This window comes from Sinomonas sp. RB5, from assembly GCF_054063535.1.
In genome coordinates this window covers 45,271-71,357 of record NZ_JBSSGJ010000018.1, presented here as the reverse complement: position 1 = coordinate 71,357, position 26,087 = coordinate 45,271, and the positions used below count along the sequence as shown (strand labels likewise).

Here is a 26,087-nt window from a genome sequence, read left to right as displayed (position 1 = left end):
CGCCGCAGTTAGACCCAGGTTTTCGCCAGCGCCGTGTACCCCTTGTCGATCAGGCTGTCGTCGGCTTCCTTCAATGTTGCAAGACGTGGGTCCTCGGTGGCGGCGCGGTCCAGGACGCTGTAGTGGTGGGTGAGTTCGTAGCTGAGCTCAACACGGGCGCGGCGGCCAGCTGCAGTGTTCGAGGTGCCTTCCGCGATGAAGCGTTCGACGGCGGCAATGGCGGCTTCCACGCGCATGTGTTGGGCGCGGAGGAGGCGTTCGGGGAAACGGTAGCTGGTGGCCCACGTGATGACCAGGGCGATGGCCCCTCCGATGATCGTTCCGAGCAACCGGTCCAGGAGCAGCCCGGAGGGGGGACCGCCTAGCCCGGTGGCTTCGATGGCCAGCAGCGTCATGGGGGTCACGAGGATCAGCGCGAGGAAGTAGTTGAAGGGGATCAGGACGTCCTGGCCGACCAGGCTGACAATGATGATGCCAACCACCCACCAGGGGCCGGGATCCAGGACCATGACAAACGCCACCACCAAGAGTCCGACGAAGGTGCCGATGGCCCGGTGGACTGCCCGCCGTGTGGTGGCAACGCGACCGGTCCATTGATGTAGCACGAGTGCGGCCGTCAGGATCGCCCAGTAGGAGTGCCCAATTCCAGCCAGCTCGCTCACGAGGCCTGCGAGGCCGGCTGCCAGCGCTATGCGCCAGGCGGTGAACCAGGGGACCGAGTCCCGGCGCAGCGCGTGGGCGAGCAGGAACGTGAAGCTGGGCCGGCCGAGCAGCAGCGGGGTGTCCGCGGTCAGCTGCCGGATCCGGGCGGGAGGGCTTGAGTGTTCAAGGACGCTGGCCGCCAGGTCCCGGTTGATTGCGAGGAGCTCGTTCTCGCGGTTGCGGTGGCCCCGGCCCGTCGTTGCCGGGTGCGCCGAGTTCAGTGTCAGCCAGGCGCGGTTGACGGCGCCGTATGCGCCGGCGAGGAGCCTGCGGCGCCGCTCGGGATTGGGGGAGCCGCTGCGCCCAGCTGGTCCTGCTGCAGCGCGGTAATCTTCGACGGCGCGCCGGGCGGCGGCAACTGCACGCTGTTCGGGGCGGTGCGGGTCGACGACGAGGACCAGCAGGGTCAGGCAACCGGTGAACAGCGCGGCAAAGGCTGTGATCCCCACAATCTTCCACCCAAGGTGGGGGTCCATGCCGAAATAGGTGCCGAGGACGGCCCCATAGAACAGCAGGAGGGGTCCCGGGCCGGAGGTCAGCAGAAACCCGTAATAGGCCACGACGGCGACCAGGATCAGGATCATGATGACCGGGATGGTGGCCCACCGGTAGGGGGCGAGCAGGACGCCGAGGGTCATCGAGAGGCTCATCGTCGCGGCGATCAGCAACCCGTTGCGCACCCTGGCCCACAATGGACGCTTTGACTCCCACAGGGCGAGCATCGAACCCAGCAGGGAGATGGCGCCGAGTTCCGGTCCGAAGAGGAGGCAGGAGGCCACCACCGTCAAGGATGAAATGATGCCCGCCTGGAGCGACGGCGCGATGGTTGCGCGCGCGTCCCGCAGGGCGAAGAGGTCGCCGAACCAGGCGCGGATACGGTCAAGGCTTGTGCGGAAGGCCACCGGGAGGGGGAATCCTTTCGAGGTAGGAGGGGCGCTGCGGGATCCTCCGACATCCCGACCGGTCGACCGGCGGTGTTGCAGGCCGCGCGCCGTCTTCACTTGCCGTGCGGTTCCTTGCCCATGGAGTGGAAGAGCTGGGTGGAGGAGAGCGCGTTGAACGGCATCGGGATGTTGTGCTCGAGGCCCTTGAGGTGGGCGGCCTTGAGGTCCTTCAGGAGCACGGCGAGGGCCGTGTCGGCGGTCCATTCGGAGACGGAGTCCCAGTTCCGGGCGACCCAGCTGTCGCCGGTGCTCACCTTGAACAGGTTCAGGAGTTCGTCCTGGGGCAGGCTGTAGTGTCCGCCGAAGGCGAGTCCTTCGGCGACGGCGTTCATGTTGATGCCGAGGACGAGGTTGTTGACGAGTTTCGCGGCCTGGCTGTTGCCGGGCTTGTCGCCGTAGTAGAAGACGTTGGAGCCGACGGCATCGAAGTAGGGGCGGGCGGCGGTTACGGTGTCCTGGTCGCCTGAGGTCATGATCGAGAGGGTGCCGGCCTGTGCGCCCGTGGAACCGCCGCTGACGGCGGCCGCGATGAGCTTGACGTTGCCGACGGCTTCGACGCGTCGGCCCAGCTCGTTCATCGTGTCCGGGTCGAGGGTGCTCATGACGATGATCGTCAGATCCGTGGACTCGGAGGACAGGAGCCCGCCGTCGCCGAGGATGACGTCGACATTCTGGGCGTAGTCGCGGACCATCGAGATGACGGCGTCGTCGGCCTGGGCGGCGACGTCCGCCAGGTTCTCGGCGATGGTGATGCCCGCGGCCCGGGCCTTGTCGCGGCTTCCCTGAAAGGCGTCGTGGCCGATCACCTCGAATCCTGCCTTGTTCAGGTTCACTGCCATGGGAAGTCCCATGGTCCCCAGTCCGACAAAGCCGATCTTCTTGCTCATGATGGGTTCCTTCCTAGTTAGCGTCGGTGGAAGTAGCCATGCCCCGCTCGGCCATGACCTCCTTGAGGAGGGTCAGGGCGTTGAGGACACGGGGGAACCCGACGTAGGGGAGAAGGTGGATCAGGGTGCCCACGATCTTCTCCTTGGTCAGGCCCACATTGAAGCCGACATTGAGGTGGAGCTTCAGCTGAGGCTCCGTGCCCAGCGCGGTCAGCGTGGAAATGGTCGCCATGGTCTGCTCCTGCTGAGTGAGGCTCTTGCGGGAGTAGATGTCGCCGAAGGCGAAGGAGACGATGTAGTCCGCAAGATCCGGGTCCAAGTCCCTGTACGACTCGACCAGCTTTGCGTGGTCGAACGTGTTCGCATGCTCTGAAGAGACGAGCTCCATCATGCGGTCCATGCCGCGTTGGTAACGGTCTACGGCCATCGTGTGCTCCTTAGCTGTTCTGGGCGCTTCGGTCGGATATAATGAAACGCTACGTTGCGTTTCAAGGATAGCACTGGGAGGGTGGGCGTGGTAGGGGTAAGGGTTGTGACTAACAAGACGGCGGAGGGCCCGAACCCGGAAACGGCGACCTCGGGCCACGGCAGGCGCCGCGCGCGGACGGAGCGCGCCGTCCTGGACGCCACCCGGGCCCTGCTGGGCGAGGCCGGCTTCGCCGGGCTGACGGTCGAGGGAGTGGCGGCCCGCGCCGGCGTGGCCAAGACGACGATCTACCGCCGGTACCGGTCCAAGACCGACCTCGCCCTCGCCCTCCTCATGGAGATGGTGGACCAGGTGAGCACCCGTCCCTATACCGGGGACACCGCGGCTGAGCTCGTGGCGCTGATCGACAAGACTGCCGAGCTCATGCAGACCTCCGTGATGGGGTGGATCATGAAGGGCCTCGTGTCGGAGGTCGCTGCCGATCCCCACCTCGCCGAGGTCTACCGCGGGCAGGTTGTCACCCGTCGGCAGGCCGAGGTCACTGAGCTTGTCGAGCGTGGCAAGGCGCGCGGCGAGCTCAGGGAGGACCTCGACCCCGAAATGGTCACCGACCTCCTCCTCGGGCCCATCTACTACCGGTTCTTCCTCAGCGGCTCTCCAATGGACCCAGGATTCGGACGCCGCCTCATCGCGGCTCTGCTTCCGTCACTCGCCCCGGCCGGACAGTCCGGGAACGACTGACCGGGTGTCCTGCGCCGAGGCGGCCGACGCACGGTATGGGTGATCCAGCTCGTCGATGGGAGTGAACGCCGTCTCCCTCATGTAGTAGACGGCTACCGAAGCGATGACCATGACCCCGGCGGCGCCCGCTGCAACAGGGACCCAGCCGAAGGTGCCCTCCCCGACGATGAGGGCCGCGATCATCGGCGCGAAGCCGGCCAGCAGATTGCCGATCTGGTTGCCGACGGCCATGCCGGAGTAGCGGATGGGGCTGGCGAACTGCTCGGCATAGAACGCCGGCCACACGCCGTTGTAGGCCGAGAAGAAGAGGGTCATGTTGACGAAGGCGACCGCAAAGACCAGCGGCAGGCTGTGCGACATGATGGCCATGAAGTAGAGCGGAAGCGTCAGGGCGCAGCCGACGGCCGAGATGATCATGAGGGGGCGGCGCCCGTACCTGTCGGCAAGCCTCCCGGCGAGCGGGAGCGTGAACATCGACAGGCCAATGGTGACGGCATTGATGGTCAGCATCGCGACCCGGTCGATCCCCGCCGTGGTGGTCGCGTAGCTGAGGATGAAGACCGTGAAGAGCGACTGGAAGATCGCGATGGTCGTCGCGAGGGCCACCCGGACCACGTCGAGGGGCTGGTGACGCAGGACCTCCACGATCGGCCTGCCCGAGACATCGTCGTTCGACTTCGCCTCCTCGAACGTGGGCGTCTCATGGAGGGTGTTGCGCACGAAGACGGTCACGGCGGTGACGACGATGGAGAGCAGGAACGGCACGCGCCACCCCCACGAGTACAGGGCCTCATGGGACAGGGTGGCGACGGGGAGGAAGACCACCGTCGCGAGGACCATCCCGAGGGCGTAGCCCACCATGACGAAGCTGGAGAAGAACCCGCGGCGGCCCTCGGGCGAATGCTCGAGCGTCAGCACCGAGGCGCCGGCGCTCTCGGCGCCCGCCGAGAACCCCTGCAGGAGTCGGCACGCGGTGAGCAGGACCGGAGCCCAGAGGCCGACCGAGCTGTAGGTCGGAAGGAGCCCGATCGCCAGGGAGACCAGGCCCATGAGGAGCACGGTGGCCAGGAGCGCCTTCTTGCGCCCCACCCTGTCGCCGAAGTGGCCCATCACGAGGGCGCCGATCGGCCGCGCGGCGTAGCCGACTCCGAAGGTGCCGAAGGCGGCGACCACTCCTACGGCCGGGTCGAGGCTGGGGAAGAACAGGGCGTTGAAGACGAGGGCTGCGGCCGAGCCGTAGATGAAGAAGTCGTAGTACTCGAGGGCGCTTCCGAGGAGCGACGCGATGGCCGCCTTCTTGGGGGTCCGGAGATGGGCTGTCTGCACGGGGGTTCCTGCCTGTCGGATCAGGTCTCGGCGGCGTCGTTGCCGGCGCGAAGACATGGAAGGGGTGGCGGACGCGGCGGGCGGAGGGCATCTGTATGTGATGGCCGCCACATCAGACTTCCACGGTAGGGGCGCGGTGCAGCCGGCAGGTGTTCCAGATTGGAACAGCCCTCGGGGTCAGCGCGCGGCCGAAGAACCCTCGTCGCGGTCCAGCCCGAACGAGCGCATCTTGCGGTACAGCGTGGTGCGGCCGATCCCCAGCGCGGCGGCGGCCGCGGAACGGTTGCCGCCAGCTCTGCGGAGGGCGTCGACGATGGCGTCGTACTCGAGGGCCTCGATGGCGCTCAGGGACCGTGCCCGGCGCCGGAGGTGCTCCGGGAGGTCCTCCAGCCGGAGGACGCGTCCCCCGCGCTGGGCGATCAGCAGTTGGAGCGTGGTCCTGAGCTCGGCCACGTTCCCCGGCCAGTCCCATCCCACCAGCGCCTGCATCACCGCGGGCGGCACCGCGACGCGGTCCTCCTCGGGCCACTCGTCGACGATGGCGCGGACGAGGGCCGGGATGCGGTCGCGCGTCCGGCGGAGGGCGGGAATCGTCGAGATCGGGGCCACCGCGACGATCCGTGAGCGGACCTGCTCGCCGAGCGATTCGTCGTCGAACGTCAGGGCAAGACGGGGCGCCGCCCCCTGCGCGTCCCCGGCCGCAGCCTCCGCGGCGAGGCGCACGGCCGGCTCGAGCGCGCGGTATCCGAGCAGATCGAGCGCGTCGAGGTGGCGGACGACGACGGACCGGCCCGCCGTCAGTGCCCGGCCGGCCAGCGCGGCCAGCTCCGCCATGCCGCCGGTGGGGGGCGCCGCAGCGTCGAGGGTGAGCGGCTCCTCGCCGGCGGACCTCCCGGCCAGCCACTCCCGGGCCGCATAGTGCTTGCCCGACCCCGGCGGCCCCGCCACCCCCACGATCCCGCTGGAGCGGGACAGCAGCTCGAGCTCCGCGGCGTTGGCGCCCGTCCGGCCAGGAGCGGCGGTGTCGTGCTGGGGGCTGGCCGTCCCGCTGTCCCTGAGCTCGAGCGCGAAGACCGCAGAGCCCTCGAGCCTGCGGGCCTCAGCCGTGGAGGTGGACGCGGGCAGCTCGACGACGTTCGACGCCGCCTTCCAGTCGAGCTGCTGGAGCCTCTGCCACAGGACGGCGTGGGCATCGGGGGACAGGTGCGAGAGGGCGCGGACGTCGGCGATGACCGTCTCCTGGCCGAGCACGAGGACCGGGTCCTTGGTGGACCGCGACCGGAGGAAGGCCGCCGTTGCGGCCAAGTCGATGGGCGCACTGATCTCGGTGAGCCGCGCCTCGATCTGCTGGGCGGCCTGCCGGGCCATCGCCAGCATGAGAGGATTCGAGGCTTCCAGCGTGGCGGCGAAGGCGATGGACCCTGCGACGCGTCCCGTCCGGGGGTCGATGATGGGGGCGCCGGCGCAGGCCAGCGACTCGAGGACGTCATTGAAGTGCTCGGGCCCTCGGACGGACACCGGGGTGCGGTCCTCCATGGGCGTCCCGAGCCCGTTGGTGCCCAGGGCTCCCTCGGAGAAGTCGAAGCCCTCGGTCGCGAAGGCCCGGTCCAGCCTCCGGCCGTCCCCGCGGTCCGAGAGGCGCCGGGCGACGATCTGGCCGCTGCGGTCGCTCAGGAAGACGGCAACCCGCATCCCGGAGAGGGAGTCCTGCCACATGTCCAGGACCGGCCCTGCGGCGACGACCAGCGGATTGCGCGCGTCGATCGCGTCGATGAAGCGGGGCGGCACCGGCGCGTTCGAGGCATGTACGCTCACCGAGCGGCGCCAGCTCCGCTCGATCGAGGGGCTGACCCCTGCGAGCTCCTTCTGGGCGAGCAGGCCGCGCTGAAGGAGGAGTTCCCGGGCAGCCTTGAGCCGGTCCAGCTCGCGCGCGTCGCTCTCAGCCACGTGGACCTCGGGACACTGACCGACGCTTCATCCTTCAATGATCCCAGCGCTGCTCATACGCGGCCAATACCAAAGATGAGGTGCATTGATTCCGCCTGTGCAATGGCGTTTGGGCGGCCGTCCGAGGGGGCTGGGCGGTGTTCCACATCGGAACAGTCGACGGGTCTTGTGCCACGGGACACTCGATGCAGTGGCCCCGATCACACCGATGTTCCCCACGGAGGCCAGACGTACAAAGGAGTATCTCGATGACTATCACCCAGGGCTCTTCGGCCACGGTCTCCCGCGAGTCGGAGAGCCTCCGCAGCCTCTACGCCGACTGGTCGGACATCATGGCCAGCAGCGAGCTCACGATGCGCCTCTTCCGGAGCATCTTCGACGAGTGGCACCAGCCGACGGCCGAGCCCGAGGACGTGACCTACAAGGAGGAGACGGTCGGCGGCGTGCCCGGCATCTGGGCCTTCCCCGCCGGCGCCGACAGGGCCCGTGTGCTCCTCTACACGCACGGCGGCGGCTTCGCCGTCGGCTCGGCCTCGAGCCACCGCAAGCTCGCGGCCCACGTCGCCAAGGCCCTCGGCGTGACGGCCTTCGTCCTCGACTACCGCCGCGCCCCCGAGCATCCGCACCCGGCGCAGATCGAGGACGGAGTGGCCGTCTTCAAGGCCCTGCTCGAGCGCGGCATCAAGGCCGAGGACATCACGACCATCGGTGACTCCGCCGGCGGGAACCTCGCCGTCGCCATCCCCCTCGCCCTGCGCGAGCAGGGCCAGCCCCTCCCGGGCCTTGTCATCGCCTTCTCCCCGTGGCTCGACATGGAGAACTCCGGCGAGACGCTCGTGACCAACGATGCGACCGACGCCCTCATCAGCCGGGGGCTCCTCGAAGGAATGATCGCCGGCGTCTTGGGCGGCCTGACCGACCCGGACAACCCGCTCGCCAACCCGCTCTACGCGGACTTCACGGGGTTCCCCAAGCTCTACGTCAACGCGGGCGGCGCGGAGGCCCTGCTCGACAACGCGACGCGGCTCGTCGAGAGGGCGCAGGCGGCGGGGGTCGAGGTGACGCTGTCCATCGCGCCCGGCCAGCAGCACGTCTTCCCGTTCCTTGCGGGCCGTGCGCCGGAGGCGGACCAGGAGATTGCCAAGATCGCCCAGTGGTACCGCGCCTGACCCTCACCGAACCCCATCTGACCCGAGAGACAAGGGAGTCCTCATCATGAGTGCACAGGACAACACGCCGGCCGAGAACTTCGATGCCATCGTCATCGGCGCCGGCTTCGGCGGCATCTACCAGCTCCACACGCTGCGCGACCAGCTGGGCCTCAAGGTCCGTGCCTTCGACCGCGCCGGCGGCGTGGGCGGCACCTGGTACTGGAACCGGTACCCGGGAGCCATGTCGGACACCGAGAGCTTCGTGTACCGGTACTACTGGGACAAGGAGATGCTCCAGGAGTGGGACTACGACCACCGGTACCTCAACCAGCCCGACATCCTTGCCTACCTCGAGGCGGTCGTCGAGAAGCACGACCTGGCCCGTGACATCCAGCTCAACACCGAGATCACGGCCATGGACTTCGACGAGTCGACGGACCGGTGGACCGTGAGGACGGGCGACGGCGCGGCCTACACCGCCCGCTACATCGTCTCGGCGCTGGGGCTGCTCTCCTCGACGAACTTCCCGACGTTCCCGGGCATGGAGACCTTCAAGGGCCGGATCGTCCACACGGGCGCCTGGCCGGACGACCTGGACATCACGGGCAAGCGCGTCGGCGTCATCGGCACCGGCTCCACCGGCACGCAGGTGGTCTGCGCCGCCTCCAAGATCGCCTCGCACCTGACCGTCTTCCAGCGCTCGCCCCAGTACAGCGTCCCCTCCGGCAACGGTCCGGTCACGCCCGAGTACGTTCAGGAGAAGCGGGAGAAGTACGACGAGATCTGGGAGCAGGTCCGCAACTCGGTCGTCGCCTTCGGCTTCGAGGAGAGCACGGTCCCCGCCATGAGCGTCTCGGAGGAGGAGCGCGAGCACCGCTTCCAGGCTGCCTGGGACCGCGGCAACGGCTTCCACTTCATGTTCGGAGCCTTCTGCGACATCGCGACCGACCCCGAGGCCAATGAGGCGGCAGCGGCCTTCATCCGCAGGAAGATCGCCGAGATCGTCAAAGACCCGGAGACGGCCCGCAAGCTCACACCGACCGACCTCTACGCGAAGAGGCCGCTGTGCAACTGGGACTACTACGAGTCGTACAACCGGGACAACGTCGAGCTGGTGAGCATCAAGGAGAACCCGATCGAGGAGATCACCTCCGAGGGCGTGCGCACGGCGGACGGCGTGGTCCACGAGCTGGACGTGATCGTCTTCGCCACCGGCTTCGACGCCGTCGACGGCAACTACCTCCGCATGAACATCCGCGGCCGCGACGGCCTCACCATCCAGGACCACTGGAAGGACGGCCCGACCAGCTACGTCGGCGTCACCACGGCGCACTTCCCGAACCTGTTCATGATCCTCGGACCGAACGGCCCCTTCACCAACCTGCCGCCGTCGATCGAGGCCCAGGTCGAGTTCATCACCGAGCTGATCCGCACCGCGGAGGCCGACGGCGTGACGACCATCGAGCCCACCGTCGAGGCCGAGGAGAAGTGGACCCAGACCTGCCGCGAGATCGCGGACATGACCCTGTTCCCGAAGGCCGATTCGTGGATCTTCGGCGCCAACATCCCCGGCAAGCCGAACACGGTCATGTTCTACATGGCTGGGCTCGGGGCCTACCGCGGGGTGCTCGCAGAGGTCGCCCAGAAGGGCTACGAGGGCTTCGAGCTCCGTTCGCCTGCCGTCGTCTAGCCGCAACGCCGCGTGGGGGCCGTCGAGCCCCCACGCGGCGCCCGGCACTGTCGATCCTGCAACGATCCGACCAAGAGGGATTCCATGCACGCCTACGCTGTTCTCAGCAACACTGCCCACGCCATTGCGGACATCGAGCTGCCCACCCACGAGCCCACCGGGACCGAAGTCCGGCTCCGCGTGGTGCGCTCGGGGATCTGCCACACCGACACCCATCTGCGCGAGGGCTACTACGATCTCGGGAGCCGGGGCAGGCTCAACCTCCTCGACCGTGGGATGACCTATCCCATGGTCATGGGGCACGAGGTGGTCGGCGTGGTCGAGGCGGTCGGTCCCGAGGCGACCGGGGTCGAGGTCGGCCAGACCAGGCTCGTCTTCCCCTGGATCGGCTGCGGCTCGTGCGATGCCTGCCGCGCAGGTCACGAGAACCTGTGCCCGGCCCCGCAGAACCTCGGAGTCGCGCGGCACGGCGGCTACGCGGAGTACATCGCCGTCCCGCATCCGCGGTACCTGCTCGACATCGACGGCCTCGACGAGAGCTGGGCGGCAACGCTGGCGTGCTCGGGTCTCACGGCGTACAGCGCGGCGCGGAAGGCACTGCCTGACACGCCCACCGTTCCCGTCGTCGTCATCGGCGCGGGCGGTGTCGGCCTGACGGCCATCGCGACCCTCGCCGCCCTTGGGCACCGTGAGATATGCGCCGTCGACCTCCAGGAGCGCAACCTCGGCCTTGCTCGCGAACTGGGTGCCAGCACGGTGGTCCGCGCGGATCAGGACAATCTGGCGGCGGCGATCACGGGTGCGCTCGGCGGTCCCGTCGCGGCCGTCATCGACTTCGTCAACACGGGCAAGACGGCATCGGTGGCCTTCGACATCCTCCAGAAGGGCGGTCGGATGGTGCAGGTCGGCCTCTTCGGGGGAGAGCTGACCGTGCCGACTGCACTGCTGACGCTCAAGATCATCACCATCCAGGGAAGCTTCGTCGGCTCGCTGGGTGAGCTGGGCGAACTCGTTGCCCTCGCCAAGACCGGCGCGCTGCCCCACATCCCGATCATCGAGGGGACGCTCAGTGCCTCCGAGGTCGATGCGGCCCTCGACAGGCTCGCCAACGGCGGGGTTCCGGGGCGCATCGTCCTCGGTGCCGCCTCCTCCATGTCCTGACCCTGCAAGGAAAGACAGCATTCCCGTGAGCATCTACCAGACCGTCAATCCCGCCACCGGCCAGTCCGTGGCGTCCTTCCCCGCGCTGAGCGATGCCGAGGTCGAGGAGGTCCTCGCCCAGTCTGCCGGAGCCTACGCGTCGTGGCGGAAGGCGCCGCTGAAGGACCGGGCGGCCGTCCTGAGGCGGGCGGCGGAGCTGCACCGCGAGCGTTCCGAGGAGCTCGCCGCCCTGCTGACCCTCGAGGTCGGAAAGCCGATCGCGGAGGCGCGCGGCGAGGTGGCACTCGTGGCGAACATCTACGAGTACTACGCCGACCATGCCGAGGAGTTCCTAGCGGATGAGCAGCTGAGCATCGCCGGACCCGGCGAGGCGATCGTGCGCACTGAGCCGATCGGCCCGATCGTCGGCGTCATGCCCTGGAACTTCCCCTACTACCAAGTGGCCCGCTTCGCGGCGCCGAACCTGGCCCTGGGCAATACGGTGATCGTGAAGCACTCCCGCAACTGCCCCCAGTCCGCCCTCGCCATCGAGGCCGTCCTGCGTGAGGCGGGCGTGCCGGAGGGCGTGTACACGAACGCGTTCGCCACTAGCGGCCAGATCGCGGCCATGGTCGCGGACCCGAGGGTCCGGGGCGTGTCGTTGACCGGGTCGGAGAAGGCCGGTGCGGCGGTCGCGGAGGTCGCGGGCCGGCACCTGAAGAAGTTCGTCCTCGAGCTGGGCGGCTCCGACCCGTTCATCGTCCTGGCCGACGCCGACCTCGACAGGGCCGTCGCCGACGCCCTCGCCGGCCGCCTCTACAACGCGGGCCAGGCGTGCACTGCCTCGAAGCGCTTCATCGTCGAGGATGCCGTCTACGACCAGTTCCGCACGCGCTTCGCCGAGGCGATGACATCGGTCCAGGCCGGCGACCCCACAGACCCGGGGACCAGGCTGGGCCCGCTCTCCTCACGCGCGGCGGCCGAGGAGCTCGCGGAGATCGTCGACGAAGCCGTCGCCCGCGGCGCCGCCGCGGTCGCCGGGGAGACCACGGAGGGTGGGGGAGCGTACTTCCCCGCGACCCTGCTCACCGGCGTCGTGCCGGGGATGCGGGCCTACTCCGAGGAACTGTTCGGCCCAGTCGCCGTCCTGCACCGCGCCTCGTCCGCTGCGGAGGCGGTCCAGATCGCCAACGACTCGCCCTACGGCCTCGCGGCCTCGGTCTACACCGGGGACGAGGCCGCCGCGCGGGAGATCGCCGCCCAGCTCGAGGCCGGAATGGTCTGGATCAACGGGATCAGCCGAAGCGCCCCGGACCTGCCGTTCGGCGGGGTCAAGCTCTCCGGCGTAGGACGCGAGCTCGGTCGCTACGGCATCAACGAGTTCGCCAACAAGAAGCTCGTCCGCACCCCCAAGCCCGCCACCGCCTCATAGGCCCGAGCCGGGACCGGAATGGGAACCGCCCTGAGGGGCCGTTCCCGTTCCCTCCGGTTCGCCGGACGGCCACACGGCCTCGGCGAGCCGGAGGACGGCGCCCAGCGCCTTGCTCTCCTCGTTGGGCATCCACGCCATCCGCAGCTGGATCGGCAGCGTCGGATCGAGCACCCTGAGGAACCTGACGTGGGGGTCGACCACATTCTCGGCCATCGAGGACAGGGTCAGGGAGCAACCCACTTCCGCGCCGACGAGCGCCATGGCGGTCCACGAGTCCGGGACGACCTGGACGATCTCGGCGTCGAATCCCGCCTCCACGCTGAGGCGGCGCAGCCGGTCGATGAGGACGGAACCCTCGTACGGAGGCAGCGAGACCCACGACTCTTCGGCCAGATCGGCCATGTGAACCTCGTCCTGCCCGGCAAACCGGTGGGAGGCGGGGACCGCCACGACGAGATGCTCCGTGGCGATGACCCGTGTGCTGACGCCCCCCGGGACCAGGTCCCAGCGGCCCAGGCAGATCTCGACCTCGCCCCGCAGGACCTTCCCGAGCGCGGGCAGGGCGAAGTTCTGGCTGTCCAGGCCGAACGTGATCCCCGGGTAGCGCCGCCGGACCTCCCGCGCGAGGACGCCGATCAGCACGTGGGTGGAAGCCCCCGAATAGGCGACACGCACGAGGCCGGCCTCGCCGCGGCTCGCGGCCAGGACCGCGGACTCGGCGCGCCGTGCCGACTCCAGCATCTCCCGGGCCGGCTCCACGAGGGCAACGCCCTCCTCCGTCAGCCGCACGTTGCGCGTGCTGCGCACGAACAGGTCTGCCTTCAGTTCGCGCTCGAGCTGCCGGATGGTCCGGCTGACGGGCGGCTGCGCCATGTGCAGCCGCTCCGCCGCCCGGCCGAAGTGAAGCTCCTCGGCGACGGCCAGGAAGACCCGCATCTGCTGCAACTCCATGTCCAGATTATTGCATCCGAGGCATATATATGGCCATCAATAGGTATTGGACGCGCAGTAATCATCGGTGGGACCGTAGCTGTATGCCGCCGCAGACGTCGACAGAGGAGTTGGGATGACTGCGCAATTGATCACCACGGAGCAGGATGCCAGCGTCCCGCCCGGGGCCGCCCCCGCGGTCCATGATGCGTTCGGCCGCAGGTCGTCCGGCCCGCTGGCCGGCCTCGTGGTCGCGGACTTCAGCCGGGTCCTGGCCGGCCCCTACTGCACGATGCTCCTCGCGGACATGGGAGCCACTGTCCTCAAGGTCGAGGGACACGGTGGCGACGAGACCCGCGCCTGGAAGCCCCCAGTCCGCGACGGCGAATCCACGTACTACCTCTCGATCAACCGCAACAAGCGCTCGATCGCCCTCGACTTCAACGACCCGGAGGACCTTGCGGCCGCCCGCAACCTCGCCGGCCGCGCCGATGTCGTCATCGAGAACTTCAAGCCGCACGGACTCGAGCGGTTCGGCCTCGACTACGAGACGGTCCGTGAGGTGAACCGGGCCGTCGTGTATGCCTCGATTACCGGTTTCGGGACCGCCGGCGGCGCCGCACTGCCGGGCTACGACCTGCTCGTCCAGGCCATGTCCGGCCTCATGAGCCTCACAGGCGCGGCAGACACTCCGGCGTACCGATCCGGGGTCGCGGTGTTCGACGTCATGACCGGCCTCCACGCCGCCGTCGGCATCCTGGCAGCGCTCAACGAGCGCGCCACCAGCGGGACCGGCCAGCAGATCGAAGTCAACCTGATGTCCTCGGCCCTGTCGGGGATGGTGAACCAGACGGCGGGGTACCTGCTCAGCGGCAAGGTCCCGGCGCGCCTGGGCAATGACCACCCGAGCATCTTCCCCTACGGGCCCTTCCCGACGGCGGAAGGCGAGATCGTCCTCGCCATCGGCAACGACCGGCAGTTCAGGGCGCTCTGCGACGCCCTCGGGGCGCCGCGACTCCGGGACGACCCCCGGTTCGCGACGGCGCACGAGCGCAGCATCTCGCGGGAGACCCTGCGGCCTCTCCTCATCGGCCTCCTGTCCGTCCACAGCGCGGCCGAATGGTTCGACATCCTCACCGCCGCCCGGCTGCCCTGCGCTCCCATCAACGATGTCCGCGGAGGCATCGAATTCGCCGAGGAGATCGGACTCGAGCCCGTCGTCTCGGTCGGCAACGGCGACGGCGCCCTGCCCGGCATCCGGAACCCGGTGGCGTTCTCGCGCACACCGGCCTCCTACGATCTGCTCCCGCCCGGGCTCGACGCAGACCGGGCCGCGATCCTCTCCTGGCTCGAGCAGAGCCGCCCCAGCCACCCCTGAATCCGCCCGAAGCCCCCGAAGGACCCCCCATGTCGACCTCCACCACCGAACGCACCGCGACTTCCGACTACTTCCACCTCGACGACGACCTCACCCCGGAAGAGATCGCGATCCGCGACAAGGTGCGCGACTTCGCCGAGAACCGGGTCCTCCCAGTCATCAACGGGTACTGGGAGCGCGCGGAGTTCCCCTACGAGCTCCTGCCAGGCATCGCGGAGCTGGGGATCATCGGCACGTTCATCAAGGGCTACGGGTGTCCCGGGATGAGCCGGAAGGCCGCCGGCATGGTGGCACGGGAGATGGCCCGGGCCGATGGGAGCATCAACACCTTCCTCGGGGTCCACTCCAACCTCTGCATGGGCACGCTGAGCATGCTCGGCAGCGAGGAGCAGAAGCAGCGCTGGCTGCCCTCCCTGGCCCGGATCACGACGACAGGAGCCTTCGCCCTGACGGAGCCGGACCACGGCTCGGACTCGGTGGCACTAGAGACCAGCGCCCGCCGCGACGGCGACGTATGGGTCCTGGACGGGCACAAGCGCTGGATCGGCAACGGCCACGCGGCCGACGTGATCGTGCTCTTCGCCCGCAACGCCGACGATGGCAATGTCAACTGCTTCGTCGTCGAGAAGGGCCCCGACGGGACCTACCCCGTCGGGTACGACCCGACGGTGATCACGGGCAAGATCGGCAAGCGCGCCATCCTCCAGGCGGACATCGTCATCAAAGGCCTGCGCGTCCCCGAGGCGAACCGGCTCACCGGGTGCCGCTCGTTCAAGGACGTCGCCCGCGTCCTGCAGGCCACCCGCGGCGGTGCAGCCTGGGAGGCCGTCGGCCACGCCATGGCGGCGTTCGAGATCGCCTCGGGGTACGCCAAGACACGGATCCAGTTCGGCAACCCGATCGGCTCGTACCAGCTCGTGCAGAACAAGCTCGCGAACATGCTCAGCGAACTGACCGCGATGCAGCTCATGTGCAATCGCATGGCCGATCTCGCAGAGCGGGGGGACCTGACCAACGCCCAGGCCGCGATGGTCAAGATGGCGACCTCGCAGAAGGCCAAATGGATCTGCAACGAGGCCCGCGACATGCTCGGCGGCCAGGGCCTGCTGCTCGAGAACCACATCGCCCGGCACATGACCGACATGGAGGTCGTCGCCACCTACGAGGGCACGGACTCGATGCAGTCCCTCATCGTGGGCCGCGACATCACCGGCATGTCCGCGTTCAAGTGACTCACGACTGACTGACGTACAAGGAGAGAAGACATGGCTGAGGCTTTTCTGGTCGGCGGGGCGCGGACCCCGGTGGGGCGGTACGGGGGTGCGCTCTCGGCAGTGCGTCCGGATGACCTTGCGGCGCTGACGGTGCGGGCCGCGGTGGAGCGGGCCGGGATCGATCCCTCCCTCGTGGACGAGGTGATCCTGGGCAACGCCAACGGGGCGGGCGAGGAGAACCGGAATGTGGCCCGGATGGCGTGGCTGCTGGCCGGGTTCCCGGACAGCGTGCCGGGCATCACGGTGAACCGTCTGTGCGCCTCGGGCCTGTCCGCGATCATCATGGCCTCGCACATGGTCAAGGCCGGGGCGGCGGACCTCGTCGTGGCCGGCGGGGTCGAGTCGATGTCCCGTGCCCCCTGGGTGATGGAGAAGCCCGCGACGGCGTTCGCCAAGCCGGGGGCCGTGTTCGACACCTCGATCGGGTGGCGCTTCCCGAACCCGAATTTCCTGTCCGGGGAGCTCTCCCGGGACGGGAAGGCAACGTTCTCGATGCCGGAGACGGCCGAGGAGGTCGCCCGCGTCTTCGACACCTCGCGCGAGGACTGCGATGCGTTCGCGGTCCGCTCCCACGAGCGGGCCCTCGCCGCGATCGAGGCCGGTCGGTTCGCCGACGAGATCGTGCCCGTGACGGTCACGGGCCGCAAGGGCGCCCAGACGGTGGTGGACACCGACGAGGGCCCGCGCCCGGGCACCTCGATGGAGGTCCTGGCGAAGCTGCGCCCGGTCGTGAAGGGCGGTTCCGTGGTCACCGCCGGGAACGCCTCCTCGCTCAATGACGGCGCCTCGGCGATCGTGGTGGCCTCGGAGGCCGCCATCGAGCGGTTCGGCCTCACCCCGCGGGCGCGGATCCTCGGCGGCGCCTCGGCGGGGGTGGCCCCGGAGATCATGGGCATCGGCCCGGTCCCGGCCACGCGGAAGGTCCTCGAGCGCCAGGGCGTCTCCGTGGCGGACCTGGGCGCGGTGGAGCTGAACGAGGCCTTCGCCTCGCAGTCCCTGGCCGTGATGCGCGAGCTCAAGCTGGACGAGGAGATCGTCAACGCCGACGGCGGCGCGATCGCCCTCGGCCACCCGCTCGGCTCCTCCGGCTCCCGCCTCGTGGTGACGCTGCTGGGCCGGATGGAGCGCGAGCTCGCGGGCGCGGGCGGCGGGCGGAGGCTCGGCCTGGCCACGATGTGCGTGGGCGTCGGCCAGGGCACCGCCCTGCTGGTCGAGGGGGTCTGATGGGGCTGGACGCCTCCGGCTTCACGACACTACGGGTCGAGGAGACCGAGGACCGGCTGCACGCCAGGCTGCACCGGCCCGAGGTCAGGAACGCGATCGACCAGTCCATGGTGGACGAGCTGCACGCCGTCTGCGCGCACCTCGAGCAGAACCCGAAGGTGCTGATCCTCTCGGGCACGCCGGCCGACCCGGAGACGGGTGCGAAGGGTGTCTTCGCCTCGGGCGCGGACATCGCCCAGCTGCGCGAGCGGCGCCGGGACGACGCGCTGGCGGGGATCAACTCGACAGTGTTCGACCGGATCGCCAAGCTCCCCATGCCCGTCATCGCCGCGCTGGAGGGCTATGCGCTGGGCGGCGGGGCCGAGCTGGCCTACGCGGCCGACTTCCGCATCGGCACTCCCTCGCTGCGGGTGGGCAACCCCGAGACCGGGCTGGGGATCATGGCCGCGGCCGGGGCGACGTGGCGGCTGCGCGAGCTCGTCGGCGAGCCGCTGGCCAAGGAGGTCCTCCTGGCCGGGCGCGTGCTCAAGGGCGCCGAGTGCCTCGCCGCGGGCCTGGTCACCGAGCTCGTGGAGGCCGAGGACCTGATCCCGGCCGCGCACCGGCTCGCGGACCGGATCGGCGCCCAGGACCCGCTGGCCGTGCGGATCTCCAAGGCCGTGTTCCACAGCCCGCGGGAGGTCCACCCCCTCATCGACACCCTGGCCCAGGGCATGCTGTTCGAGTCCCAGGCCAAGTTCGACCGCATGCAGGCATTCCTCGACCGAAAGAAGAAGTAGACACATGGGAAAGATCACTCTGGCCGAGGGGCTGCCCGCACGCGTGGGAGTGCTCGGCGGCGGGCGGATGGGCGCCGGGATCGCGCACGCGTTCCTCATGGGCGGGGCGGACGTGGTCGTCGTCGAGCGCGACGAGCAGGCCGCCCAGGGGGCCCGGGAGCGGGTCGAGGCGTCGGTGGCGAAGTCGATCGAGCGCGGCGCGGCCGAGGGGAACCTGGACGAGATCCTCGAGTCCTTCTCCACGAGCGTGGACTACGCCGACTTCCGCGGCCGGGACCTCGTGGTCGAGGCCGTGCCCGAGGAGCCGGCCCTGAAGACCCAGGCCCTGACCGCGGTCGAGGCCGAGCTCGCCCCGGGCGCGTTCCTGGCCACGAACACCTCCTCGCTGTCGGTGTCCAAGCTGGCCGAGTCCCTGGCCCGCCCGGAGCGGTTCCTGGGCCTGCACTTCTTCAACCCGGTCCCCGCCTCGACTTTGATCGAGGTCGTCATCGCCGAGAAGACGTCCGCGGAGACCGAGGCCGCGGCCCGGGCCTGGGTCGCCGGGCTCGCCAAGACGGCCGTGGTGGTCAAGGACGCCCCCGGGTTCGCGTCCTCGCGCCTCGGCGTCGCGATCGCGCTCGAGGCGATGCGCATGGTCGAGGAGGGCGTGGCGTCCGCCGAGGACATCGACAACGCCATGGTGCTCGGCTACAAGCACCCCACCGGGCCGCTGAAGACCACCGACATCGTGGGACTGGACGTCCGGCTCGGCATCGCCGAGTACCTGGCCTCCACCCTCGGCGACCGCTTCGCCCCGCCCCAGATCCTGCGCGACAAGGTCGCCGCCGGCGAGCTCGGCCGCAAGACCGGCAAAGGCTTCTACGACTGGAACTGACCTTCAGTAACGGCCCATGAATGCCAATTAGGGGACGACTTTTGGCCCCCGGGAACCGCAGGCAGATCAAGACGGTCGGAGCGCCTGCATTCAAAGGCCAAGCAGGCAATCGCTCGGGCCCCCGGGGCTCTCGCAGCGAAGGCGTGAGGCCAGCTGGACTGGACGCTACGGTTCAGTTCCACGCATTCAAATACGTTCGAGACTCAAATAGCGGTACACGGTGGCCCGGCCCACGCCGATGACCCTGCCGATGTCCGCCGGCCTGAGGCCCTGGGCCTTCAGCTCGCGCGCCCGCTTCACTCTCGGGTCCTCGGCGGTGACCTCGCGGCGGCCGGCCCGGCGCCCGTTGGCCGCTGCTGCGGCCATGCCCGCGCGGGTCCGTTCGGAGAGCTGGTCGCGTTCGAGCTGGGCGAAGGCGGAGATGATGGTGATCATGGCCTGGGCCATGGCCCCTCCGAGCTCGGTGTCCGGGTCAGTGGTGATGCCGTCGCGCAGCGAGCGGAACCTGATGCCCTTGGCCTTGAACGTATCGAGCAGCTCGAGCAGGTTCCGGGTATTGCGCCCGAGCCGGTCGAGCTTCCACACAACGACTTCGTCGCCCCGGCTGAGGCGGTCGAGCATCCTGTCCAGCTCCGGCCGACTGGCCCGGGTGCCGCTCACGCCATGGTCGCGGTAGATCCGCTCGCACCCGGCTGCCTCGAGATCTCGGATCTGCAGCGCCGTGTCCTGCTCCGCCGAACTCACCCGCGCATACCCAAGCCGTGCCATCCCGCCCCTCTCGGTCCAGACAAAGGTCAAATCTCGTCGAAGTTGAGAATACCGAAGTGAGACACATTGCTGGGACAGGAAGGATGCCGACACTCTGTTGAATTTTCAAGGTGATGGGGGTTCGGCTGTGCGTGTGGGCGTTGACTCCGCCCCTGCACCGCTTTTTTGGTCCACCCGGTGTGGCGGTGCCAGATCCTCTCGTGTCATCGACGAGTCGTTTACGCTCCGCCATTCCGAGGCAGCTTTCTAGGGCCCGATCCCCGGCAATGAGCCGGGGATCGGGCCGCTTCTCATCCGAGTGACGCGAGACCGTCTTCGCCTAGGCGTCACACGGCCCGACTCGCCTCGTCGTCGGTCAGCCGGAGCACCGCCATGACGAGGAGCACGACCAGTCCGAGCAGGGCCATCGCCAGGGCAACGGTCAGCGGACCCACCGTGCCGAGCGAGGAGCCGACGGCGATCGACCCTGCCCAGGTGCCCAGGGCAGTACCGCCGTTGAAGGCGGAGACCGCGAGGGCTGCGGCCAGCGTGGGTGCGGCCGGGGCGAACCGGACGGCAAGCCCGGTGCCGACGGGCGGGATGCCCATGCCCGCGACGCCCAGAAGGAGTATGAGCGGGAACAGGGCGGCGGCGGAGGTCGACAGCGGAACGAGCAGGGCTATCAGCAGGATCGTCCCGCCGGTCGTGGCGACGAAGGTGGTCAGGGGCCGTCGGTCGGCGAAGCGCCCGGCGAGGTCGGCGCCGATGACCGCGCCGACGCCGAAGGCGACGAACACCAGCGGCACGGCCCATCCGGGGATCCCTGCACGCTCGGTCGCCAGCGGGGAGAGGTAGCTGAAGGCGGTCATGTACCCGCCGGTGGCAAGGACCGTGGCGACGACGAGGATCACCATGCGCCGGGTCGCCACGGCGTCCAGCTCGCCGCGGACCGATGGGACGGTGCAGTCGGCGTCGCGGGGTGTCAACCTCGCGATGACGGGCGCGGCGAGCAGCGCGAGGACCGCCAGGGCCCAGAAGGTGCCGCGCCACCCCAGCAGCTGTCCGGCGAAAGAGCCGAGCGGCACGCCCACGACGGTGGCCAGGCCGACGCCGCTCATCATGACGCCGAGGGCGCGAGTGCTGCGCTCCGGCCCGGCGGCGGTCGTGGCGACTGCGGAGGCGACGGCCCAGAACGCGCCGGAGGCCAGGGCTGTGAAGAACCTGGCGACGAGGAGGAGGGCAAAGCCGCCGCTGAGGGCGGCGACGACGTGGCCGAGTGCGAACACGATCAGTGCCAGGACGAGGGCCGCGCGCGGGGGCAGGCGCAGCGTCGCGAGCGCCATCGTCGGCGAGCCGAGGATCATGCCGACGGCGAAGGCTGTGATGAGCAGGCCTACTTGGGCGACGCCGACGCCGAGGTCGGCCGCGATCTCCTGGAGGAGGCCGGAGACGATGTACTCGGTGGTGATCATCAGGAACGTGCCCAGCGCGAGCAGGGGTACGACGAGCGGGAGGCGCTGACCGGCCTGTCGGGCCGGCGCGGTGGTCTGCTGCATGCGGGGGCTCTCCTTCATCACGGCATGGGGGTGACTCGTCTGTCGGCGGCCGCCCGTCGTCCACGCTGCCGCGCCGGCGGCGCGCGCGGAAGGACCGGTTGAACCAGGACCTGACAGGTCCTGTCTCGTCCGACGGGGCGCGCAGCGTCGGGGGGCGTTCTACATGAACCCGGGTCCGTCCGGGTTCTGACCGGTTCGCGAGGATGGCGGGGACGGAATGGCCGGAGCCCGTCGGGATCCTGGCCGTTCCGTGCTGGATTGCTACTCGGCGAGCAAGAAGTCGGCCATGAGGTCCTGAACGGCCGCGACCATCTCGCTGCCGTCGGCGGCCGTGCAGCCGACGGCGCGCGCGGCGGCGATGAGCGGGGTGGTGCCGTGCCCGGCGATCACGTCGCCGACGTGCATCTGTGAGGTCAGCCGGCCGGTGTCGATCGGCGAGGGATCTCCGTCATGCAGTCCGAGGGGCGTGGCGTTGAGGACGAGGTCGAATCCGGTCGGGTCCGGCGATCCCTCGACGAGTCGGCCGCCTGCGGGCCCAGCGAGCAGCTCGGCCAGGGCATGGGCCTTGGCGGGGTCGGCGTCGTGGAGCGCGAGCTCGGCGACCCCGGCATCCAGGAGCGCGTAGGCGATCGCGCTGCCTGCGGCCCCGCTGCCGATCAGGAGCGCCCGGGACCCCTCGATCCTCGCGCCACGGACACGCTGGGCTCTGACGAAGGCGAGGCCGTCGAGCATGTCGCCGTGCCAGCTTCCGTCGCGGTTGCGGCGGATGACGCTGACCCCGCCGAAGAGGCTCGCGCGGCGGTCGCTGGTGGCGCAGTAGGCGAACGCGGCGTTCTTGTGCGGCATGGTGACGAGGACGCCGTCGACGTTGGCCGAGGCCGCCAGGCCCTTCATGACCGCGTCCAGGCCCGCCTCGTCCACCTCGACCGGGACGCAGATACCGTTGTGGCCGCGCTCGGCGAAGGTGCGGGTGAGCCAGACGGGCGACTGCACATACTTCACAGGGTCGCCGATGATCGGGTACAGGCGGGAAGCGCCGCTGAGCTGGTCGACCATGAGGGCTCTTTCTTTGGTGGAGGGATCAGGAGGGAGGCAGCGCGTCCGAGGCCCCCGGCCGGGGCCGACGGCCGATCGCCAGCGCACCGAGCACGGCGCCGGCGGCGACGGCGGCTGCGATCGCGAAGCTCAGGCGCAGCCCGGGCAGGAACCCGGCCGGGGCGGCGATCAGCGCACCGAACACGGCGATCGCGACCGCACCGCCAACCTGCCGGAAGGTGTTGAATACGGCGCTGGCGGTCCCCGCCCGGTCCGCGGGCACGGCCGCCAGGACGAGCGAGGTCACCGCGGGCATGGCTACCGAGCCGCCCGCGCCGATCGGCACGATCAGGACGGAGGTCAGCCACGGCGAGCCCAGAGGTGCGGTCAGGATCAGGCCAACGAGGCCGACGACCATGCCCGCGAAGCCGGTCAACACCGGCAGCCGCGCGCCGAACCGGTTGGTCAGCGGCCCGCTGGCCAGGTTGCCGAGCACGCTGACCAGCGCCGAGGGAAGGAACGCCAGCCCTGCCAGCAGCGGGGACAGCCCGAGGTGCTGCTGGAGGTAGAGGCTCGCGATGAAGACCGTGCCGTACCAGGAGACCATGAACGCGAACCCCGCCGCCAGCGAGATCCGCAGGTCCGCAGGACGGAACAGACCCAACGGCACCATCGGATGCTCGCGGCGCGCCTCCACGACGAAGAACGCGGCAAGAGCGACCGCGGCGACGACGAGGGAGGCGATCACGGACGGATCCGCGACGCCGGCCGCGCCCCCGCGGATCAGGCCGTAGACCAGTCCGGAGAGCCCGACGAGGGAGAGGGCCTGACCGTACCAGTCGAAGGGCGCAGAGCGGTGGGAGGAGGGGCCGACGGCGCGGAGGATGGCGAGCATGCCGAGGCCGACCGGGACGTTGACGTGGAAAACCCAGCGCCAGTCCAATGTGGTCAGGAGCCCGCCGAGAAGCGGCCCCGCCGCGGCGGCGACCGCGCCGCCCACGGCCCAGATGCCCAGCGCCCGCGCCCGCGGAGCCGCCTCGGGGAACTGCTCGCGGATCAGCGCCATCGACGCAGGCAGCATCAGGGCGGCGGCCACCCCCTGCCCACAGCGCGCCGCGACCAGTACCCCGATCGAGGGCGCGAGCCCGCACGCCAACGACGTCGTGGCGAAGAGGGCGGTGCCGACCACGAGCGCCCGCTTCGCCCCCCACCGCTCGGACACGTTCCCCGCCAGCAGCAGCAACGCGCCGAAGAACAGCGTGTACCCGTCGATCACCCACTGCTGCGCGACCGTTCCTCCGCCCAGCTCCGCCTCGATCCGGGTCAGAGCGACGTTGACGATCAGGATGTCGAGGGTGATCAGGAAGAAGCCCAGCGAGGAGACGATCAACGCGGGCCGGCCACCCCGAGGGCTCGGGCCGCCGACTGGGAGAGGGGCCGCGGCGCGGGCCCGGTCCGCAGGACGCTGTCCATCGGCTCCGGTCCCTCCGGGCAGCACCGGGAGACGTGCGAGATCGCTGCTGGCGGTCGAGCCTCTGGAATGGTCTTGGCGGGTCGCTCGTGTCATGAAGACGTCTCCTGGTGGGCCCCGCTCCACCGGGAGCGGTCGTGCGGTGCTTCGACGCTAAGCGAGCGCCCCGCGCGCGAAACAGGACCTGCCAGGTCTTGGTCCGTCAGTGCCTCCCCCCGAACGGACCGCGAACTTAGCCTTGCAGTATGGATTCGAAGGCCGAGATCAGCAGCTTCCTGACCTCCCGGCGGGCCAGGCTCACCCCTGAGCGAGCCGGCGTGCCGCTCTACAGCGGCGGCCGGCGCGTGCCGGGCCTGCGCCGCGAGGAGGTGGCCCACCTCGCCGGGGTCAGCGCGGACTACTACGCCCGCCTCGAGCGCGGCAAGGTATCGGGGGCCTCACGGGAAGTCCTCGAGGCCGTCGCCCGTGCCCTCCAGCTCGACGACGACGAGCGCGACCACTTGTTCGACCTCGTCCGGATCGCCCATCGCCGCTCGCCGCGCAAGAAGACCCCCAACCGCTCCACCGTGCGGCCCGGCATCCAGCGCGTGCTCGACTCGATCGACGCCCCCGCCTTCGTGCAGAACGCCCGACTGGACCGCCTCGCATCCAACCTGATCGGCCGAGCCCTCTACTCCTTGCCCGCTGACGGCTCCCGCGACAGGTACAACTACGCCCACTACCTGTTCCTCGACCAGCGGTCCGCGCGGTTCCACCGCGACTACGACAACGCCAAGCACAACGTCGTCGCCCTCCTCCACGCGGCCAGCGCCCAGGACCCCTACGACAAGGAGCTCGTCGAGATCATCGGGGCGCTCTCGACCCAGAGCGAGCAGTTCCGCAGGATGTGGGCCTCCCACGACGTCTTCCGCTACCGCTCCGGGGCCAAGCTCCTCACCCACGCCGACGTCGGGGACCTCGAGTTCGGCTACGAGTCCTTCGAGCTCTCCACCGACCCCGGCCTGGTCATGCTCGTCTACACAGTGGAGCCGAACTCGCCTACCGCGGAGGCGATGAGGATCCTCGCGAGCTGGGCAGCCGACCCGCCCGACGCAGCGGCCCAGCAGGGAATCATCGACCACGGAGAGAAGGACCTCGCATGACCAACGACCGATTCGACCAGATCTTCCCGCTCGGGAACACGAACGACGCCTTCGCGCAGTACTTCATCGGGCAGAGCTACCAGGCTCCTCTCGTCAGCGAGGGAAGCGTGCCCGTCAGCAACATCACCTTCGAGCCCGGTTGCCGCAACCACTGGCATATCCACCGCGGCACGAGCGGTGGAGGCGATCAGGTCCTCATGTGCACGGCCGGCTCCGGCTGGTACCAGGCCGAGGGCGACGAACCGGTCAGCCTCGAGCCCGGATCGGTGGTCCGCGTGCCGGCCGGCACGAAGCACTGGCACGGGGCGAAGGCCGACTCCTGGTTCTCCCACGTCGCCTTCATCACTCCCGGCGGGGGCGTCAGCAACGAGTGGCTCGAACCGGTCACCGACGAGGCTTACCGTCAGCTGCCCAAGAACGGAAGTGAAGCATGAGCATCCTCGACCAGGCCTACACCCTGTCCAACGGCGTCGAGATTCCCGCGCTGGGACTGGGCACCTGGTTCATCGACGACGACGAGACCGCCGACGCGGTGAAGGCCGCGGTCGGGATCGGCTACCGCAACATCGACACCGCGCAGGCCTACGGCAACGAGCGCGGCGTCGGCGAGGGCGTCCGGACCTCCGGCGTCCCCCGAGACGAACTGTTCGTCTCCACCAAGCTCGCCGCCGAAATCAAGGACTACGACGGGGCGGTCGCCGCGATCGACGAGTCGCTGGGGAAGCTCGACATCGACTACATCGACTTGATGCTCATCCACGCCCCTCAGCCGTGGGACGACTTCCGCGGCGGCGACTACGCCGAAGGGAATCTCGCCGCATGGCGGGCCCTCGAAGAGGCCCATCGGGACGGGAAGATCCGCGCCCTAGGCGTCTCCAACTTCCTGAAGGCCGACCTCGACAACATCCTTGAGCACGGCAGCGTCGCCCCGCACGTCAACCAGATCCTCGTGCACGCGGGCAACACCCCCTCGGCGCTGATCGACTACTGCGAGTCCAAGAACATTCTCGTGGAGGCGTACTCGCCGATCGCGCACGGAGAGATCCTCGGGAACGAGCGCGTCGCAGCGATCGCCGAGAAGTATGGCGTCGGCGTCCCGCAGCTGTGCATCCGCTACACGCTGCAGCTCGGCACCGTCTCCCTGCCGAAGGCGAGCAACCCCGCCCACATGCGAAGCAACGCCGACGTCGACTTCGAGATCGCCGATGCGGACATGGGCGCGCTGCGGGACCTCGACGAGCGCGACTACGGAAACTCCAGCGCGTTCCCCGTCTACAGCGGCAAGTGAGA

At 69.5% G+C, this 26,087-nt stretch carries 23 protein-coding genes; 13 read left to right on the top strand and 10 right to left on the bottom strand.

All coding sequences use genetic code 11. The features are described from left to right. Positions 1 to 8: 8 nt before the first annotated feature. The 3 genes from ACVWWH_RS17495 to ACVWWH_RS17485 all read right to left on the bottom strand — a co-directional run bounded on the left by ACVWWH_RS17495 (position 9) and on the right by ACVWWH_RS17485 (position 2,960). On the bottom strand, positions 9 to 1,604 hold the full coding sequence (locus ACVWWH_RS17495; RefSeq protein WP_457317424.1) for an FUSC family protein: 1,596 nt from the start codon (positions 1,602 to 1,604) through the stop codon (positions 9 to 11). A 95-nt stretch (positions 1,605 to 1,699) separates the two neighbouring features. Next, the gene (locus ACVWWH_RS17490) at positions 1,700 to 2,533 is read right to left on the bottom strand and encodes an NAD(P)-dependent oxidoreductase (RefSeq protein ID WP_457317423.1); all 834 of its coding nucleotides are present in this window, start codon (positions 2,531 to 2,533) and stop codon (positions 1,700 to 1,702) included. Positions 2,534 to 2,546: 13 nt separating this feature from the next. Beyond that, entirely contained in the window at positions 2,547 to 2,960 is a 414-nt protein-coding gene (locus ACVWWH_RS17485; protein WP_457317422.1) for a carboxymuconolactone decarboxylase family protein, read from the bottom strand. A gap of 105 nt (positions 2,961 to 3,065) precedes the next feature. On the opposite strand from ACVWWH_RS17485, the gene ACVWWH_RS17480 reads away from it, so the two are divergent. Next, positions 3,066 to 3,701 (top strand): TetR/AcrR family transcriptional regulator, encoded by a 636-nt coding sequence (locus tag ACVWWH_RS17480; RefSeq protein ID WP_457317421.1) that lies wholly within the window; start codon positions 3,066 to 3,068, stop codon positions 3,699 to 3,701. On the opposite strand, the gene ACVWWH_RS17475 is transcribed toward ACVWWH_RS17480, so the two are convergent. Together ACVWWH_RS17475 and ACVWWH_RS17470 are read right to left on the bottom strand one after the other, a co-directional pair. After that, a complete protein-coding gene (locus ACVWWH_RS17475) occupies positions 3,666 to 5,027 on the bottom strand; it encodes an MFS transporter (protein WP_457317420.1) in 1,362 nt (453 codons plus the stop codon). The genes ACVWWH_RS17480 and ACVWWH_RS17475 overlap by 36 nt on opposite strands. A gap of 177 nt (positions 5,028 to 5,204) precedes the next feature. Continuing rightward, positions 5,205 to 6,974 (bottom strand): sigma-54-dependent Fis family transcriptional regulator, encoded by a 1,770-nt coding sequence (locus ACVWWH_RS17470; protein ID WP_457317419.1) that lies wholly within the window; start codon positions 6,972 to 6,974, stop codon positions 5,205 to 5,207. A gap of 248 nt (positions 6,975 to 7,222) precedes the next feature. Here ACVWWH_RS17470 and ACVWWH_RS17465 point away from each other — a divergent pair, with 248 nt between their 5' ends. From ACVWWH_RS17465 to ACVWWH_RS17450, 4 genes are all read left to right on the top strand, one after another. Then, the gene (locus ACVWWH_RS17465) at positions 7,223 to 8,143 is read left to right on the top strand and encodes an alpha/beta hydrolase (protein WP_457317418.1); all 921 of its coding nucleotides are present in this window, start codon (positions 7,223 to 7,225) and stop codon (positions 8,141 to 8,143) included. A gap of 46 nt (positions 8,144 to 8,189) precedes the next feature. Next, positions 8,190 to 9,815: a flavin-containing monooxygenase gene (locus tag ACVWWH_RS17460; RefSeq protein WP_457317417.1), complete on the top strand. Its 1,626-nt coding sequence runs from the start codon at positions 8,190 to 8,192 to the stop codon at positions 9,813 to 9,815. Between the two features lie 84 nt (positions 9,816 to 9,899). Further along, on the top strand, positions 9,900 to 10,976 hold the full coding sequence (locus ACVWWH_RS17455; RefSeq protein WP_457317416.1) for an alcohol dehydrogenase: 1,077 nt from the start codon (positions 9,900 to 9,902) through the stop codon (positions 10,974 to 10,976). Positions 10,977 to 11,001: 25 nt separating this feature from the next. Beyond that, entirely contained in the window at positions 11,002 to 12,387 is a 1,386-nt protein-coding gene (locus ACVWWH_RS17450) for an NAD-dependent succinate-semialdehyde dehydrogenase (protein WP_457317415.1), read from the top strand. On the opposite strand, the gene ACVWWH_RS17445 is transcribed toward ACVWWH_RS17450, so the two are convergent. Next, a complete protein-coding gene (locus tag ACVWWH_RS17445; RefSeq protein ID WP_457317414.1) occupies positions 12,382 to 13,338 on the bottom strand; it encodes a LysR family transcriptional regulator in 957 nt (318 codons plus the stop codon). The two genes, ACVWWH_RS17450 and ACVWWH_RS17445, sit on opposite strands and share 6 nt — an antisense overlap. Positions 13,339 to 13,453: 115 nt before the next feature. Here ACVWWH_RS17445 and ACVWWH_RS17440 point away from each other — a divergent pair, with 115 nt between their 5' ends. Genes ACVWWH_RS17440 through ACVWWH_RS17420 form a run of 5 tightly spaced genes read left to right on the top strand, consistent with a single transcriptional unit; the run spans position 13,454 to position 18,846 of the window. Then, positions 13,454 to 14,695, top strand: coding sequence for a CaiB/BaiF CoA transferase family protein (locus ACVWWH_RS17440; RefSeq protein ID WP_457317413.1), 1,242 nt, complete (start codon positions 13,454 to 13,456; stop codon positions 14,693 to 14,695). A gap of 29 nt (positions 14,696 to 14,724) precedes the next feature. Next, positions 14,725 to 15,927, top strand: coding sequence for an acyl-CoA dehydrogenase family protein (locus tag ACVWWH_RS17435; RefSeq protein ID WP_457317412.1), 1,203 nt, complete (start codon positions 14,725 to 14,727; stop codon positions 15,925 to 15,927). Positions 15,928 to 15,960: 33 nt separating this feature from the next. Next, positions 15,961 to 17,193 (top strand): acetyl-CoA C-acyltransferase, encoded by a 1,233-nt coding sequence (locus ACVWWH_RS17430; protein ID WP_457317411.1) that lies wholly within the window; start codon positions 15,961 to 15,963, stop codon positions 17,191 to 17,193. After that, positions 17,193 to 17,972 (top strand): enoyl-CoA hydratase/isomerase family protein, encoded by a 780-nt coding sequence (locus ACVWWH_RS17425; protein ID WP_457317410.1) that lies wholly within the window; start codon positions 17,193 to 17,195, stop codon positions 17,970 to 17,972. The genes ACVWWH_RS17430 and ACVWWH_RS17425 overlap by 1 nt, the downstream gene beginning before the upstream one ends. Positions 17,973 to 17,976: 4 nt before the next feature. Further along, positions 17,977 to 18,846: a 3-hydroxyacyl-CoA dehydrogenase family protein gene (locus ACVWWH_RS17420; protein WP_457317409.1), complete on the top strand. Its 870-nt coding sequence runs from the start codon at positions 17,977 to 17,979 to the stop codon at positions 18,844 to 18,846. Positions 18,847 to 19,032: 186 nt separating this feature from the next. Here the strand turns inward: ACVWWH_RS17420 and ACVWWH_RS17415 are convergent, their stop codons facing one another. The 4 genes from ACVWWH_RS17415 to ACVWWH_RS17400 form a co-directional block, all read right to left on the bottom strand. Then, on the bottom strand, positions 19,033 to 19,614 hold the full coding sequence (locus tag ACVWWH_RS17415) for a recombinase family protein (protein WP_457317408.1): 582 nt from the start codon (positions 19,612 to 19,614) through the stop codon (positions 19,033 to 19,035). Positions 19,615 to 19,940: 326 nt separating this feature from the next. Continuing rightward, the gene (locus ACVWWH_RS17410; RefSeq protein ID WP_457317407.1) at positions 19,941 to 21,149 is read right to left on the bottom strand and encodes an MFS transporter; all 1,209 of its coding nucleotides are present in this window, start codon (positions 21,147 to 21,149) and stop codon (positions 19,941 to 19,943) included. A 261-nt stretch (positions 21,150 to 21,410) separates the two neighbouring features. Next, positions 21,411 to 22,205, bottom strand: a complete 795-nt coding sequence (locus ACVWWH_RS17405) for a shikimate dehydrogenase family protein (protein ID WP_457317406.1) — start codon at positions 22,203 to 22,205, stop codon at positions 21,411 to 21,413. Between the two features lie 25 nt (positions 22,206 to 22,230). Further along, positions 22,231 to 23,574: an MFS transporter gene (locus tag ACVWWH_RS17400; RefSeq protein ID WP_457317405.1), complete on the bottom strand. Its 1,344-nt coding sequence runs from the start codon at positions 23,572 to 23,574 to the stop codon at positions 22,231 to 22,233. A 326-nt stretch (positions 23,575 to 23,900) separates the two neighbouring features. On the opposite strand from ACVWWH_RS17400, the gene ACVWWH_RS17395 reads away from it, so the two are divergent. Genes ACVWWH_RS17395 through ACVWWH_RS17385 form a run of 3 tightly spaced genes read left to right on the top strand, consistent with a single transcriptional unit; the run spans position 23,901 to position 26,085 of the window. Further along, positions 23,901 to 24,797 carry a helix-turn-helix transcriptional regulator gene (locus tag ACVWWH_RS17395; protein ID WP_457317404.1) on the top strand — a complete coding sequence of 299 codons (897 nt, stop codon included), beginning with the start codon at positions 23,901 to 23,903 and terminating at the stop codon, positions 24,795 to 24,797. Continuing rightward, the gene (locus tag ACVWWH_RS17390; RefSeq protein ID WP_457317403.1) at positions 24,794 to 25,231 is read left to right on the top strand and encodes a cupin domain-containing protein; all 438 of its coding nucleotides are present in this window, start codon (positions 24,794 to 24,796) and stop codon (positions 25,229 to 25,231) included. The genes ACVWWH_RS17395 and ACVWWH_RS17390 overlap by 4 nt, the downstream gene beginning before the upstream one ends. After that, a complete protein-coding gene (locus ACVWWH_RS17385) occupies positions 25,228 to 26,085 on the top strand; it encodes an aldo/keto reductase (protein WP_457317402.1) in 858 nt (285 codons plus the stop codon). Before ACVWWH_RS17390 ends, ACVWWH_RS17385 begins: the two co-directional genes overlap by 4 nt. The last annotated feature ends 2 nt before the right edge of the window (positions 26,086 to 26,087 follow it).

Coding starts and splice junctions, on each gene's coding strand:
- ACVWWH_RS17440 (WP_457317413.1), top strand. CDS start 13,454: ATGACTGCGCAATTGATCACCACGGAGCAGGATGCCAGCGTCCCGCCC.
- ACVWWH_RS17390 (WP_457317403.1), top strand. CDS start 24,794: ATGACCAACGACCGATTCGACCAGATCTTCCCGCTCGGGAACACGAAC.
- ACVWWH_RS17405 (WP_457317406.1), bottom strand. CDS start 22,205: ATGGTCGACCAGCTCAGCGGCGCTTCCCGCCTGTACCCGATCATCGGC.
- ACVWWH_RS17490 (WP_457317423.1), bottom strand. CDS start 2,533: ATGAGCAAGAAGATCGGCTTTGTCGGACTGGGGACCATGGGACTTCCC.
- ACVWWH_RS17435 (WP_457317412.1), top strand. CDS start 14,725: ATGTCGACCTCCACCACCGAACGCACCGCGACTTCCGACTACTTCCAC.
- ACVWWH_RS17445 (WP_457317414.1), bottom strand. CDS start 13,338: ATGGAGTTGCAGCAGATGCGGGTCTTCCTGGCCGTCGCCGAGGAGCTT.
- ACVWWH_RS17430 (WP_457317411.1), top strand. CDS start 15,961: ATGGCTGAGGCTTTTCTGGTCGGCGGGGCGCGGACCCCGGTGGGGCGG.
- ACVWWH_RS17420 (WP_457317409.1), top strand. CDS start 17,977: ATGGGAAAGATCACTCTGGCCGAGGGGCTGCCCGCACGCGTGGGAGTG.
- ACVWWH_RS17465 (WP_457317418.1), top strand. CDS start 7,223: ATGACTATCACCCAGGGCTCTTCGGCCACGGTCTCCCGCGAGTCGGAG.
- ACVWWH_RS17460 (WP_457317417.1), top strand. CDS start 8,190: ATGAGTGCACAGGACAACACGCCGGCCGAGAACTTCGATGCCATCGTC.
- ACVWWH_RS17485 (WP_457317422.1), bottom strand. CDS start 2,960: ATGGCCGTAGACCGTTACCAACGCGGCATGGACCGCATGATGGAGCTC.
- ACVWWH_RS17415 (WP_457317408.1), bottom strand. CDS start 19,614: ATGGCACGGCTTGGGTATGCGCGGGTGAGTTCGGCGGAGCAGGACACG.
- ACVWWH_RS17455 (WP_457317416.1), top strand. CDS start 9,900: ATGCACGCCTACGCTGTTCTCAGCAACACTGCCCACGCCATTGCGGAC.
- ACVWWH_RS17425 (WP_457317410.1), top strand. CDS start 17,193: ATGGGGCTGGACGCCTCCGGCTTCACGACACTACGGGTCGAGGAGACC.
- ACVWWH_RS17410 (WP_457317407.1), bottom strand. CDS start 21,149: ATGCAGCAGACCACCGCGCCGGCCCGACAGGCCGGTCAGCGCCTCCCG.
- ACVWWH_RS17385 (WP_457317402.1), top strand. CDS start 25,228: ATGAGCATCCTCGACCAGGCCTACACCCTGTCCAACGGCGTCGAGATT.
- ACVWWH_RS17395 (WP_457317404.1), top strand. CDS start 23,901: ATGGATTCGAAGGCCGAGATCAGCAGCTTCCTGACCTCCCGGCGGGCC.